The sequence below is a fragment of the Microcoleus sp. genome, assembly GCF_049646505.1.
In the GTDB taxonomy this organism is placed as follows: domain Bacteria; phylum Cyanobacteriota; class Cyanobacteriia; order Cyanobacteriales; family Microcoleaceae; genus Microcoleus.
Map to the genome: position 1 here is coordinate 1 of NZ_JBARVX010000534.1, position 12,588 is coordinate 12,588.

14 protein-coding genes are annotated in these 12,588 nt (G+C 46.3%); 10 read left to right on the forward strand and 4 right to left on the reverse strand.

What is annotated here, in order from left to right:
- A partial coding sequence (locus tag WBA89_RS25225; protein ID WP_424410278.1) for a photosystem II protein D2 occupies positions 1–240 on the forward strand: 240 nt, incomplete at its 5' end.
- Positions 241–425: 185 nt separating this feature from the next.
- Positions 426–653: a hypothetical protein gene (locus WBA89_RS25230; protein ID WP_424410279.1), complete on the forward strand. Its 228-nt coding sequence runs from the start codon at positions 426–428 to the stop codon at positions 651–653.
- Here WBA89_RS25230 and WBA89_RS25235 read toward each other — a convergent pair.
- Positions 637–1,098 (reverse strand): hypothetical protein, encoded by a 462-nt coding sequence (locus tag WBA89_RS25235; protein ID WP_424410281.1) that lies wholly within the window; start codon positions 1,096–1,098, stop codon positions 637–639. The two genes, WBA89_RS25230 and WBA89_RS25235, sit on opposite strands and share 17 nt — an antisense overlap.
- Before the next feature lie 42 nt (positions 1,099–1,140).
- On the opposite strand from WBA89_RS25235, the gene WBA89_RS25240 reads away from it, so the two are divergent.
- Together WBA89_RS25240 and WBA89_RS25245 are read left to right on the forward strand one after the other, a co-directional pair.
- Entirely contained in the window at positions 1,141–2,757 is a 1,617-nt protein-coding gene (locus tag WBA89_RS25240) for a glycosyltransferase family 39 protein (protein WP_424410282.1), read from the forward strand.
- A 333-nt stretch (positions 2,758–3,090) separates the two neighbouring features.
- Complete coding sequence (locus WBA89_RS25245) at positions 3,091–4,614, forward strand: peptide ligase PGM1-related protein (protein ID WP_424410284.1); 1,524 nt, start codon at positions 3,091–3,093, stop codon at positions 4,612–4,614.
- A 245-nt stretch (positions 4,615–4,859) separates the two neighbouring features.
- Here the strand turns inward: WBA89_RS25245 and lepB are convergent, their stop codons facing one another.
- Positions 4,860–5,468, reverse strand: coding sequence for a signal peptidase I (gene lepB, locus WBA89_RS25250; protein ID WP_424410286.1), 609 nt, complete (start codon positions 5,466–5,468; stop codon positions 4,860–4,862).
- 248 nt (positions 5,469–5,716) lie between these two features.
- Between lepB and WBA89_RS25255 the strand changes: the two genes are divergently transcribed.
- From WBA89_RS25255 to WBA89_RS25265, 3 genes are all read left to right on the forward strand, one after another.
- Positions 5,717–7,036: a dihydroorotase gene (locus WBA89_RS25255; RefSeq protein ID WP_424410288.1), complete on the forward strand. Its 1,320-nt coding sequence runs from the start codon at positions 5,717–5,719 to the stop codon at positions 7,034–7,036.
- 248 nt (positions 7,037–7,284) lie between these two features.
- Complete coding sequence (locus WBA89_RS25260; RefSeq protein ID WP_333357396.1) at positions 7,285–7,611, forward strand: DUF433 domain-containing protein; 327 nt, start codon at positions 7,285–7,287, stop codon at positions 7,609–7,611.
- A 3-nt stretch (positions 7,612–7,614) separates the two neighbouring features.
- A complete protein-coding gene (locus WBA89_RS25265; protein ID WP_424410290.1) occupies positions 7,615–7,956 on the forward strand; it encodes a DUF5615 family PIN-like protein in 342 nt (113 codons plus the stop codon).
- 40 nt (positions 7,957–7,996) lie between these two features.
- Here the strand turns inward: WBA89_RS25265 and tsaE are convergent, their stop codons facing one another.
- A complete protein-coding gene (gene tsaE / locus WBA89_RS25270) occupies positions 7,997–8,446 on the reverse strand; it encodes a tRNA (adenosine(37)-N6)-threonylcarbamoyltransferase complex ATPase subunit type 1 TsaE (RefSeq protein ID WP_424410291.1) in 450 nt (149 codons plus the stop codon).
- Positions 8,447–8,872: 426 nt separating this feature from the next.
- Entirely contained in the window at positions 8,873–10,273 is a 1,401-nt protein-coding gene (locus tag WBA89_RS25275; RefSeq protein WP_424410293.1) for a gluconeogenesis factor YvcK family protein, read from the reverse strand.
- 164 nt (positions 10,274–10,437) lie between these two features.
- Here WBA89_RS25275 and WBA89_RS25280 point away from each other — a divergent pair, with 164 nt between their 5' ends.
- The 3 genes from WBA89_RS25280 to WBA89_RS25290 all read left to right on the forward strand — a co-directional run.
- Positions 10,438–11,220 (forward strand): ABC transporter ATP-binding protein, encoded by a 783-nt coding sequence (locus WBA89_RS25280; RefSeq protein WP_424410295.1) that lies wholly within the window; start codon positions 10,438–10,440, stop codon positions 11,218–11,220.
- A gap of 251 nt (positions 11,221–11,471) precedes the next feature.
- Complete coding sequence (locus WBA89_RS25285; RefSeq protein WP_424410296.1) at positions 11,472–11,849, forward strand: four helix bundle protein; 378 nt, start codon at positions 11,472–11,474, stop codon at positions 11,847–11,849.
- Between the two features lie 120 nt (positions 11,850–11,969).
- Positions 11,970–12,588 (forward strand): MlaD family protein (locus WBA89_RS25290; RefSeq protein ID WP_424410298.1); only part of this gene is annotated, 619 nt, incomplete at its 3' end.

The window sequence follows — 12,588 nt, forward strand, 5'->3', positions numbered from 1 at the left end:
GTACCCGTCACGGGCTTGTGGATGAGTTCCATTGGCATCGTCGGTTTAGCTTTAAACCTGCGCGCCTACGACTTCGTTTCCCAAGAATTGCGCGCGGCTGAAGATCCTGAGTTTGAAACGTTCTACACTAAGAACATTCTGATTAACGAAGGCATTCGTGCTTGGATGGCTCCAACAGACCAACCTCACGAAAACTTCATCTTCCCTGAAGAAGTTCTGCCTCGCGGTAACGCTTTGTAATCAGAGCGAAATATCAAAAGCTGCAACATTTGAAAAGGGTAAGATAAATTAGTTTAGGCTTTACCCTTGATGTTTAAAAAGCTCCTGCCGATCGCTTGGCAGGAGTTTTTTATGACCATTCTGAGAATATCGAGTATTCTCGATCGCATGAGGATTGTGCCGGCTAACTTTCTTAAAAGGCATCTTTGTTAATCTGCGTCGAGGATCGATCCATCTGCGGTTTCCCGATCGCGATCCAAGATTTATGCAAGAATGCTAGTCAAATTATCGATTCGATCGCCAGATGCAGACATTCCCTCGGACAATTCTCTCCAGCGGGCGGCACCGGCGCATTTTTCAACCTCCTATCTGGCAAGAAATCGATCGGCGATCGCACCGATACAATCATGTTGAAAGTTATAGAACCCATTTGACATCTTTGAGTTTTTGGGTTGGGTGACGAGAAATATAGAGAGAAACTGGTTTCTGAGATTTACGCAAGGGGCGAGAAACCGGGTATTCTTGGAGTTTTGGGTTGGGTGACGAGAAATATAGAGAGAAACCCGGTTTCTGAGATTTACGCAGAATAGATATCAAATGGGTTCTATACATGGCTGGGCGAGCCGATCGCAGCGGGGAAACCTCTAGCTCGCATACCATCGCTCTTGGACGAACTGCCCCGCAAGGCGCAAGTTCCGTTAAAAAGCTATTCCGCATCCGGCATCCGGTAGAATGATTGTCTGTTGGGGTATCGATCGGTCTGGGAGTGAGGTTTAAGATTGTTAGGACTCGCGGCGCAAAAAAAGTCTGCTCCACCCCGATCGGCGATCGGGTTCGCACTGCACACCCTACAGGTACAGCCTGTGCGTAAGTGGTCATTGTCTGCAGTTCCAAATTCCGATCGCCACAATTAGGACAAGCATGGCACCTACAACACATCCAGACACATCTGTTAATTCTCAAAATTCCCGGTGGCCGATCGGCTTATTGGCGATCGGCATTTTACTAGGAATCGGATTTCGGTTCTTCGAGCTCGATCGCAAACTTTACTGGCACGACGAAGTTTACACATCAATCCGCGCCGCTGGTTTCACCAGGCAAGAAATCGACAACGAACTATTCCAAAACCGAATTATTCCCGCACCAGAATTGCAGAAATATCAGCGGATTAAACCGGGAAGTACAGCAGCAGACACAATTCGTTCTTTAGCACTAGAAGATCCGCAGCATCCGCCTTTGTACTTTCTCATGGCTCGTTGGTGGATGCAGCAATTTGGCAGTTCTCTAGCAGCATCCCGCAGTTTGGCAGCAATATTGAGTTTGCTGTCGCTGCCTTTGATGTACGCTTTAGCTCAAGAACTTTTCGCCTCCAATTTGGCCGCGCTAGTAGCAACAGCACTTTTGGCTTTATCTCCCTTTGACATCTTGTTTGCTCAGACAGCAAGGCAGTACAGTTTGCTAACTGCCACAGTTATTGGCAGCAGTTGGCTGCTGCTGAGAGCAGTGCGGTTGCGGAATTGGCAAAGTTGGGCGTATTACTCGCTGGCGATCGCGATCGGCTTCTACACTCACCCTTTCTTCAGTTTAACACTCATCGGACACGGAGTTTTTATAATTTCTTGCTGGCTGTTTGTTAAAAAAAAGAAATTGCGAAGTCACCTCACTAATTCTCAATTTTTCTTAGCAGTAACAGCAGCTTTAATCTTGTATATACCGTGGATTTACGTACTGGCGACCAATCTCCAACGAGCCTCATCGACGACAGATTGGACGCGAGTATCTCCCGGCTGGCTGTATCTAGCAAAATTGTGGACGCTCAGCTTTACAGCCTTATTTTTTGACTTCGACTTCGGTTTTGAAAATATCTGGACTTATCTGCTGAGATTGCCATTTTTGCTGTTAATTGCGACAGGCATTTACCAAGTATGCCGCCAAACTAAAAGTTCAACTTTGCTGTTTGTTTTGACATCAATTTTTGTACCTTTTTTGATACTAGCTTTACCGGATCTAATTTTAGGCGGCAAGCGTTCCGCCGTCAGCCGCTATCTGATTTCCTGCTTCCCGGCTGTGCAGCTAGCAGTGGCTTGCTTGTTCGCCAGTAATCTGAAAACTCAGCAGCGGTTTTGGCAAGTCATTTTAGCTGGGGTATTTACCGCAAGTATCGCATCCTGTACGCTCAGCGCTGTTTCTGATACTTGGTGGAGCAAAGACTTGAGCTATTTTAATGCTGAAGTTGCCAGAAATATTAACAAAGAGGCGATAGCTAATAGGTCGATTAAAGATACAATTGTAATTAGCGATCGCGGGAACGATTTTACTAACATGGGAGATTTGCTTTCTCTGAGTTATTTGCTTGACAAAGATGTACGGCTGATGCTGCTGAGCCAGTCGCCAGATATGGAAATGCTGAAAAAATATTCGGCTCCTCTCGTATTCCGCCCTTCGGAAAAATTGATCTCGGCACTCAAGCAAAATCAACGGCGGTTAGAACCTATATTGGAATATGCCAGACTTTTTCGAGTGCGGCGAGCTTCTTAGTTATCCCTAGGGTGTGTCAGCAAAAATATGTTTGATTTGCCTCAAATATTGGAACAAACGCACCTTAAGATCGTGTCAGATCGAACTATATAATAAAATTGGTTCGCTCGTTCGGAATGCAAGTCCGCATTCGTCAAAAAACTTGCATTCCTCACTAGAAACAATTTTTATTACAAATAATTGACGGAATATAATATAAGTCACCATTGTGCATTTGTGTCCTCAATAATCCATCCGGTGCGTCAAAAAAAATGTTTGAGTTGTCTCAGGTATTTGGGATGACGCACCCTACACCATCAGCAAGCATTATTTGAATCATTAGGATTAAACGCCATGCAAGAGTTAAATAATTCATCTTCGGAATCGGTTGAATTTCGCAATCTCCAGACAGAATTACGCGAAAAATGGCGGGCTAGCGAAGAATTTGACAGCGATGATTGTGACATTATCATCATTCCGTCTCTCAGCTTAGACCAGCAAGAAATGCAGAAAGTTGAGGGTGCTTACCACTATGAAGAGCGGCATTTATTTTCATTAATTCGCCTGCGAAATCCCCGCACGCGCTTAATTTACATTACCTCGCAACCGCTGCACCCAATGATTGTGGATTATTACCTGCAATTGCTCCCTGGTATTCCATTTTCTCACGCGCGCGATCGCCTTTTACTGTTCTGTGCTTACGATGCTTCAGCCAAATCCCTGACTCAGAAAATTTTAGAGCGCCCCCGGTTGATGGAGCGCATCCGTCAAGCAGTGCGGCCGACAAAATCTTATATGGTTTGTTACAACTCGACCCCTTTAGAACGCGAGTTATCTGTTAAATTGGGAATTCCTTTGTGGGCGAGCGATCCTGATTTGGATTGCTGGGGAACAAAAAGCGGCAGCAGGCAAATTTTTCAAGAATGCGGCGTACCCTATCCTGACGGTTCCGAGTTGGTTTGGAGTGCGGAAGATTTAGCGGAAGCTGCGGCCGATTTGTGGGAAAGGCAGCCGCATTTGCAGCGGATGGTAATTAAGTTAAATCAAGGTTTTTCGGGGGAAGGAAATGCAATTTTAGACCTCAAACCGATCGCCAGTAAAGCGCCGCCAGAAAGAGTTAAAGCAATTGGCGATAGCTTCCATAATTTGCGCTTTCAATCTACAGGCGAAACCTGGGAAAATTTCAGCAGCCGCATTCCCGAATTAGGGGCAATTGCCGAAGCATTTATTGAGGGAGAAGAAAAGCGATCGCCCAGCGTTCAAGGTCGAATCGTCCCCAGCGGCGAAGTAGAGATTCTCTCAACCCACGACCAGATTTTAGGAGGCCCGGACAATCAAATTTTCTTGGGTTGCGAATTTCCGGCTGATGAATCCTATCGGCTGGAGTTGCAAGAATTGGGATGGAAAGTGGGGAAAAACTTAGCTGATAAAGGTGCTTTAGAGCGATTTGGAGTAGATGCTGTTGCCGTGCGACAAGATGACGGCACATGGGATATTCAAGCAATAGAAATTAATTTGCGGAAAGGAGGGACAACTCATCCGTTTATGGCTTTGAAGCTGTTAACAAACGGTCGTTACGATCGCACTACGGGATTGTTTTACAGCCAGCAGGGCCGTCCGAAATATTATGTCGCTTCGGACAATTTGAAAAAACAGCGGTATCGGGGATTGTTACCGAACGATTTGATGGATATTATTGCTGACAATCAACTGCATTTTGATAGCGGTACTGAGACGGGGAGCGTGTTTCATTTAATGGGTTGTTTGTCGGAGTTTGGCAAATTGGGATTGACGAGTATCGGCAATTCGCCGCAAGAAGCAGACCAGATGTATAACAAAGTTGTGAAGGCGATCGATCGCGAAACTTCATTCAGTTGACAGTTGACAGTTGACAGTTGAGAGGTAATATCAATTCCGTCAGCATCGGAATCATACATCTTTCTTCTCTCTCTGCGTCCTCTGCGTTCTCTGCGGTTAAATCATTCCGATACAACCGGAATTGATATAAGTCGGTTTCAGAGTTCCTGTATGGGGGCTAGAAACCCGGTTTCTAGGAATTTTGCGATGTCGATATAGAAATTTAGGAAGAAACCGGGTTTCACCAAATCATTTTAAAGTTGCCGCTAATTTTTTGCGGGATAAAGCGGCGTCGGATCGATCGAGCCTGTGCGGTTGAGAGGCCAAAAACGGACGATCGCCCTACCGATGATATTTTGCCTCGGCACAAATCCCCAATAATGGCTATCACAGCTTGCATTGCGGTTGTCGCCGAGCACCAAGTAAGAATTTTTAGAGACAACTACAGGCCCGTAGGGATACTGAGGAATTTCTTCAATATATTTTTCCTGTAGCTGCTGCTTGTTGATAAAAACTTTTCCGTCTTTGACTTCCACGGTGTCGCCCGGAAGTCCGATCACTCGTTTGATGTACGCATCTTTAATCGGCGGCGGCTGTCCAGTGCACAAACTCGCCGGATCGGGAGGCATAAATACGATAATATCTCCTCGCTGGGGGTCTTGGAATCGATAGCTCACCTTGTCTATAATTAACCGATCGTTAATTTGTAGGGTTGGGAGCATCGAGCCGGTGGGAATGTAGCGAGCTTCGGCCACTAAGGTGCGGATACCAAAGGCCAAGAATGCTGCTAAGCCGATCGTCTTAATTCCTTCAATCCAAGGATTTTCGGTATTTTGCGGGGGTTTTTCGTCGGCTGACTTGTCTAGACGAGTCATAAGTATTTAAGTCACTGGGCTGAATACAAATTATAAACTTAATTCCGAGTTTTTTGAGGAAATCTGCAAAATCAGCGCCGGCCGGGGGAGTTTTTCTACTATTTGGTTGAGTTAGGTGTACGGCCCGGCGCAACTTACAAATTACAAACTTTCTGAAAACCAGTTATAATTCTTACTATTTTCAAAACTCTTTTGAGGATAATATTTGTCTAGGTTGCCACACACATTACCGATCTAAATTATAGCTTATGCCGACCACATCAAGTTTGTCGATCCGCCGCGCTCGCGTTCTGTTACCCGACGGCGAGTTTATGGTAGGAGACGTGCTAATCAGCGATGGCAAAATTGTTCGGGTTGCTCCGTCCATTGCCGAGGGCGATCGCGAAATAGATGCGATCGGCTTAACTCTGTTACCCGGAGTAATTGACCCGCAGGTACACTTCCGCGAACCGGGTTTGGAACACAAGGAAGACTTGTTTACCGCTAGTTGTGCCTGCGCTAAAGGCGGCGTGACATCGTTTTTGGAAATGCCCAATACGCGACCTTTAACTACCACCCAAGCCGCCTTAGATGATAAATTAAGGCGCGCTGCCGAGAAGTGTTTGGTAAATTACGGCTTTTTTATTGGTGCAACGCCGGAGAATTTGCCGGATTTGTTGGATGCAAATCCGACTCCGGGAATTAAGATATTTATGGGTTCGATGCACGGGCAGTTGTTGGTGGATGGAGAAGCAACTTTAGAGCAGATTTTTGCTAAGGGCGATCGGCTAATTGCAGTACACGCAGAAGACCAAGCTAGAATCAATCAGCGCCGTCAGGAATTTGCCGGCATTTCCGATATCGCCGTACACTCGCAAATTCAAGACAACCAAGCAGCCTTGTTAGCCACTCAACTAGCCGTAAAACTTTCTAAAAAATATCAGCGCCGATTGCACATCCTGCACCTTTCAACAGGCGATGAAGCCGAGTTTTTGCGCCAGGAAAAACCGAGTTGGGTAACAGCGGAAGTAACGCCGCAGCATTTGCTATTAAATACCGGTGCATATCAGAAAATCGGCAGTTTAGCGCAGATGAATCCGCCCTTGCGCGAACCCAAAGACAACCAAATACTTTGGCAAGCTTTACTCGACGGCGTAATTGATTTTATCGCCACAGATCACGCGCCACACACGTTAGCAGAAAAAGCTCAAGAGTATCCGAATACGCCATCGGGAATGCCCGGAGTAGAAACTTCTTTGCCTTTGATGCTGACGCAAGCAGTCGAGGGAAAATGTACGGTTGCTCAAGTTTCTAACTGGATGTCGGCGGCAGTTGCTAAGGCTTATAAAATTCCGAACAAAGGTAAAATTGCTCCCGGTTTTGACGCGGATTTGGTATTAGTAGATTTGGACAAGTACCGCCCAGTTGTCGGAGCAGAAATGGCGAGCAAGTGCGGCTGGAGTTCCTTTGAAGGTTGGAATTTGACGGGATGGCCCGTGGTGACTGTTGTGGGAGGAAAAGTTGTTTTTGAGAACGGCAAATTAGATACAAATGTCAGGGGAGAAGCCTTGAGATTTGATGGCGAGTAAACCTGCATAGGAGTTTTGTAACAAACCCAGTCAGGGGTAGGCTGCGTCAGAAAAGGGAATTGTCAATTATCACTGAAAATCTCATTCTGACGCACCATTTATTTATTCGTTGGTGCGTCAGAATGAGATTGTGAATTTTTTGCGAAATTCTGCCTAACTGACGCATCCTACTTGACTACTTCAGTGAAAATAAAAATTGTGCTAAAATAATCAGAATATATTCCCTTATTTTCAAGGCGATATTACCTATGCTCCTCAAAGAACTAGAAACACAACTACTGGCCTTAACTCCCAGCGAAAAAGCCGAAGTCCTACGACTTTTAACCCAAAGTTTAAACAATAGCTGGCCGGGAATTACGAAAACTCCCGATGTGTGCGGTGGCGATGCTTGTATCGCCAAAACTCGCATCCCAGTTTGGCTGCTTGAAAGTTTTCGCCGTGAAGGTTCAAGCGATTCTGAACTTCTACAATTTTATCCCCATCTCAGCGCTGCCGATCTAGTGAATGTTTGGACTTATGCTGATGCACATCTGGAGGAAATCGAAGAAGCAATCTGCAAGAATGAGGAAGCCTGAGTCATGCTGAATTTGTATGCAGACGAACAATTTCCTTTGCCAGTCGTCCAATTGTTGCGCGCTTTTGGTCACAATGTCCTGACTGTTCAGGAAGCAGGAAAAGCAGGACTTGGGATTCCCGATCCAGAGGTGCTAGCATTTGCTATAAGCAAAGATAGAGCTGTTTTGACATTAAATCGGTTTGATTTTATCGGACTGCACAACCGACAGCCAGACCACTCTGGTATTATTGTTTGTACCAAAAATCGGAATGTAGAAATGTTGGCAACACGCATCAACGATGCTATTGCTGGTGAAGAAACTTTGAGAGGTAAATTGATTCGAGTCAACCGCCCGCCGCAGTAAGTCCGTGAAGCGTAGCTATCCCGTAGGGAATCGCCCTTTTTCAATTTTCCCATTGCCAATCCAATAAATCGCCATTCCCCATCACTTCAATTTGCCGCCCGTTATCGAGATAATTCAGATAAATTTGCAAATAATTATCGGGTTTGTAGGGCAATTTTTGGGGCCACTCGATCGCCACAATTCCCAAATCCATTTCTAATCCGTCCCAATAACTTTCTAAGTGCAAAGCCTCTGCTTCTTCGGGTTCCAGTCGATACAAGTCTAGATGATACAGCGGAACTCGCCCTGCAAAATACTCGTTAATCAGGGTGAAAGTAGGACTTTCCACAGATTCGGAAATTCCCAAACCTTCAGCGATACCTTGCACTAAGGTGGTTTTGCCTGCTCCTAAATCTCCTTGCAATAAGATTACAGTGCCGGCGGGGAGCGATCGACCTAACGCCACACCAAACTTGCGCGTAGCCTCAAAATCAGGAAGAGAAAGTATCATATTAGTTGTTAGTTGTTAGTTGGTAGGGGCGGTGGATGGTGCGTGCCCGCCCTCTTAGTTGTTAGTTGTTAGTTGTTAGTTGTTAGTTGTTAGTTGGTAGGGGCGGTGCCCCCGTGCCCGCCCTCTTAGTTGTTAGTTGTTATTTGTTAGTAGGGGCGGTGCCCCCGTGCCCGCCCTCAGTTATTAGTTGTTAGTTGTTAGTCAACAGCTAACAGTCAACAGTCAACAGCTAACAGCTAACAGTCAACAGTCAACAGCTAACAGTTAACAGTCAACAGCTAACAGTCAACAGCTAACAGTCAACAGTCAACAGCTAACAGTTAACAGTGAACAGTCAACAGCTAACAGCTAACAGTTAACAGTCAACAGTCAACAGTCAACAGCTAACAGCTAACAGCTAACAGTTAACAACTAACAACTAACAGCTTAAATGTTCTGGGCGCGGCCGTACCAACGCAGCAACATTCCCGCCAACCTTTGAGAATTGTGGCGAATTAAACCCGTATTTTTATCTTCATCCATGACATTTGCGATGACTATTCGCCGGCCCAATTGCGTTACGGCTTCTCTATCGAGCACTACAGGATAGGAATTCTCCTGAGAATAGCGGATTAAAGATTTTGCAGAGGGGACTTTTCCTTGAACTACTACAGCATCGAACAGGGGCCGGCCGCAAGCCCGATCGATCGCCCGAATGTGATCTGCAACACTGTATCCGTCAGTTTCTCCCGGCTGAGTCATAATATTGCACACATAAATTCGCGGAACTTCGCTGCGGGCGATCGCCTCGGCAATTTCCGGCACCAACAAATTCGGAATCACGCTCGTATAAAGACTCCCCGGCCCAATAATTATAAAATCCGCTTCCCTCAGCGCGATCGCCACCTTGGGCAAAGCGGGAGGATTAGCAGGAATGCAGCCTATTTTGACGATTTTTCCGTTAGCTTGGGTAATGCTGGACTCCCCCTCAATTATCCTGCCGTCAGCCAGTTCTGCCCACAAAGAAACGTCGCTCAGAGTAGCCGGCAGCACTTCCCCTCTCACCGCTAAAACTTTAGAACTCGCGGCGATCGCCTGTTCCAAATCTCCAGCAATATCGCTCATCGCCGTCAAAAACAAATTCCCAAAACTGTGACCCACCAAACCGTCACCGGCCTGAAAACGATATTGAAATAACTCAGTCAATAACTTTTCCTCATCTGCCAAGGCCGCCAAACAATTGCGAATATCTCCCGGCGGCAGCACCCCAATTTCCCGCCGCAGCCGCCCGGAAGACCCCCCATCATCCGCCACCGTGACAATAGCAGTGATTTTGGCGCTGTATTCCTTCAATCCCCTGAGCAAATTAGAAAGCCCGGTACCCCCTCCAATTGCCACAATTTTTGGGCCGCGGTGCAAGCGGCGGTGGTTGAGGAGTCGATCGACCAACTCCTCATTCCCTTCCGGCATCAAAACTTGAGTAATCGAGTTCAAACTGCGAGTTTGCCCCCACAGAATTAACAAAATCCCGCCAGCAATCACGATCGGCCCCGACACGTAATTGGGAATAACTTCTGCAATCCACGTCAAAAAATTTTTCAACAATTGCAACAAGAAAAAAATCGGAGTCATCCCAGTCCAAATCGCTAAACCCAAGGTGGCAAGCACCACACCGCTAGCACTGATCAGCAGCCACCGTTTCACCAACAGTCCGGGGGCCAACCACTTAAACCACTGGTGAACTCGCCCGTTCCGCAAAGAAGGGGGGTAAGGATTTTTGGAATGGGCAATAACCTGCTTGGCTTTAGCCAAGACGCGAAGGGCTTTAGGAAATGAACTAATTGACATGGTTAATTAGTCTTAAGGGTATTGGAACAGCTCAATCTGACAAATTTACAATACAAGAGAGTTTTGATTCTGGCAGTCTATTTAAGTCATTAATTATTAGTCATGACTCCTCAGTCATTAGCTAGACTGATGACTGAGGATTGACAACTTATTGATAACATCTTATGGCTGAGCCGCTAATCGAACTCAAAGGCGTAAGTAAGTCCTTCGGCAAGAACCAGATCCTCGATCGAGTCGATCTGAGCATTTATCGGGGAGAAGCCCTGGCAATTATTGGCCCTTCCGGGACGGGGAAATCGACGATTTTGCGGATAATTGCGGGTTTGTTGGCCCCCGATGCCGGAGAGGTTGTCGTTCAGGGACAGCGCAGGGTGGGATGGGTAGACGACGTGGCAGATCCGATCGGGATTGGGATGGTGTTTCAGCAAGCGGCTTTATTTGATTCGCTGACGGTGGAAGAGAATGTCGGTTTTTTACTGTACCAGCATTCTAAGCTGCCGCGCCCCCGGATTCGGCAATTGGTCGAGCAGAAGTTGGATATGGTGGGTTTACCGGGAATTGGCGAACGCTATCCAGCGCAGTTGTCTGGGGGAATGCGGAAGCGGGTAAGTTTTGCCCGCGCCATCATGGCGAATCCCGATAATGACAGGGACAATCCAGAGGTTTTGCTGTACGACGAACCGACGGCGGGCTTAGATCCGATCGCCAGTACGGTAATTGAAGATTTAATCCGCGACTTGCAGAAAGCTCAAGGAGTTTGCAGCACTTATGCGATCGTCACCCACCAAGACAGTACCATCCGCCGCACAGCCGATCGCATCGTATTTCTCTATCAAGGCAAAGTGCAGTGGGAGGGAACCGTCAGCGACATTGCAACCACAGATAATTTATTAATTAAACAATTTTTTAGCGGCAGCGTTACTGGGCCGATTCAAGTTATTGGATAGTCATTAGTCATTAGTCATTAGTCATTAGTCATTGGTCATTAGTCATTGGTCATTAGTCATTGGTCATTAGTCATTGGTCATTGGTCATTAGTCATTAGTCAGCAGTCATTAGTCATTGGTCATTGGTCAGCAGTCATTGGTCAGCAGTCATTGGTCATTAGTCAGCAGTCATTAGTCAGCAGTCATTGGTCATTGGTCATTAGTCAGCAGTCATTAGTTGTGAGTCATCGATTATTAAGAACGAGGGTAATATGACAAGCAAAAGTTTTCAGGAATTGCGGGTTTATAGATTATCAGAACGATTGGCAGATGAAATCTGGAAAATAGTTAACTGTTGGGATATTTTTGCCAAAGATACGATCGGCAAACAAATTGTCCGTTCAGCAGATAGCGTCGGTGCTAACATAGCAGAAGGACTAGGACGAGGCAGCTATCAAGACAATCGACGCTTTGTAAAAATAGCCAGAGCCTCTCTGAACGAAACTCAGCACTGGTTGAGACGAGCTTACACTCGAAACCTTTTAACTGTTCAACAGATAAATGAGCTTACAGCCCTCATTAACGACTTAGCCCCTCAATTAAACTCCTACCTACAATCTATTGGGCCATGCCCTAAAAATCACGACTAAAAATCACGACTAATAACCAATAACCAATAACCAATAACCAATAACCAATAACTAATGACTAATGACTAATGACTAATGACCAATGACTAATGACTACTGACTACTGACTCAGGAGGCAATATGCGATCGCGAACGATGAGAGAAGGTTCTGTCGGATTCTTAATTTTAGTAGGAATCGGCTTATTTGGAGGCTTAGTCCTCTGGCTGCGGGGCGTGCAGCTAGGCAACCGCACCTACAAATTCGCCGTAGAATTTGCCAGCGCCCAAGGAATGCAAATAGGCACGCCCGTCAGGTATCGCGGGGTTGCAGTCGGTAAAATTACCGCCCTCAAACCGGGTTCCAACGGCGTAGACGTGACGCTGGAAATTGCCCCCGGCACTTTAGTCATTCCCCGCGATGTCGTAATAGAAGCGAATAAATCGGGTTTAATTGGCGAATCGTCGATCGACATTACCCCCAACTCAATTTTGCCAGACTCGTTACTTACCGCCAATCCCATTAGTGCCGACTGTCCCCCTGAAATAATCTGCAAGAATTCCCGATTAAAAGGTCAAGTTGGAGTCAGTCTCGACGAACTAATTCGCTCCACAGTCCGCCTAGCTAATTTATACACCGACCCCGCCCTATTCGACAGTATTAAATCAATTGCACGGGATACAGCCAACACAGCTCAAGGTGCAGTTAAACTAACTCAAGATTTATCGGATCTCACTCAAACTGCCAAAGCAGAAATAAAAA

Excerpts from the sequence above, each read along its gene's own strand:
- WBA89_RS25235 (WP_424410281.1), bottom strand. The coding sequence starts at position 1,098 with ATGACCACTTACGCACAGGCTGTACCTGTAGGGTGTGCAGTGCGAACC.
- WBA89_RS25240 (WP_424410282.1), top strand. The coding sequence starts at position 1,141 with ATGGCACCTACAACACATCCAGACACATCTGTTAATTCTCAAAATTCC.
- WBA89_RS25245 (WP_424410284.1), top strand. The coding sequence starts at position 3,091 with ATGCAAGAGTTAAATAATTCATCTTCGGAATCGGTTGAATTTCGCAAT.
- lepB (WP_424410286.1), bottom strand. The coding sequence starts at position 5,468 with ATGACTCGTCTAGACAAGTCAGCCGACGAAAAACCCCCGCAAAATACC.
- WBA89_RS25255 (WP_424410288.1), top strand. The coding sequence starts at position 5,717 with ATGCCGACCACATCAAGTTTGTCGATCCGCCGCGCTCGCGTTCTGTTA.
- WBA89_RS25260 (WP_333357396.1), top strand. The coding sequence starts at position 7,285 with ATGCTCCTCAAAGAACTAGAAACACAACTACTGGCCTTAACTCCCAGC.
- WBA89_RS25265 (WP_424410290.1), top strand. The coding sequence starts at position 7,615 with ATGCTGAATTTGTATGCAGACGAACAATTTCCTTTGCCAGTCGTCCAA.
- tsaE (WP_424410291.1), bottom strand. The coding sequence starts at position 8,446 with ATGATACTTTCTCTTCCTGATTTTGAGGCTACGCGCAAGTTTGGTGTG.
- WBA89_RS25275 (WP_424410293.1), bottom strand. The coding sequence starts at position 10,273 with ATGTCAATTAGTTCATTTCCTAAAGCCCTTCGCGTCTTGGCTAAAGCC.
- WBA89_RS25280 (WP_424410295.1), top strand. The coding sequence starts at position 10,438 with ATGGCTGAGCCGCTAATCGAACTCAAAGGCGTAAGTAAGTCCTTCGGC.
- WBA89_RS25285 (WP_424410296.1), top strand. The coding sequence starts at position 11,472 with ATGACAAGCAAAAGTTTTCAGGAATTGCGGGTTTATAGATTATCAGAA.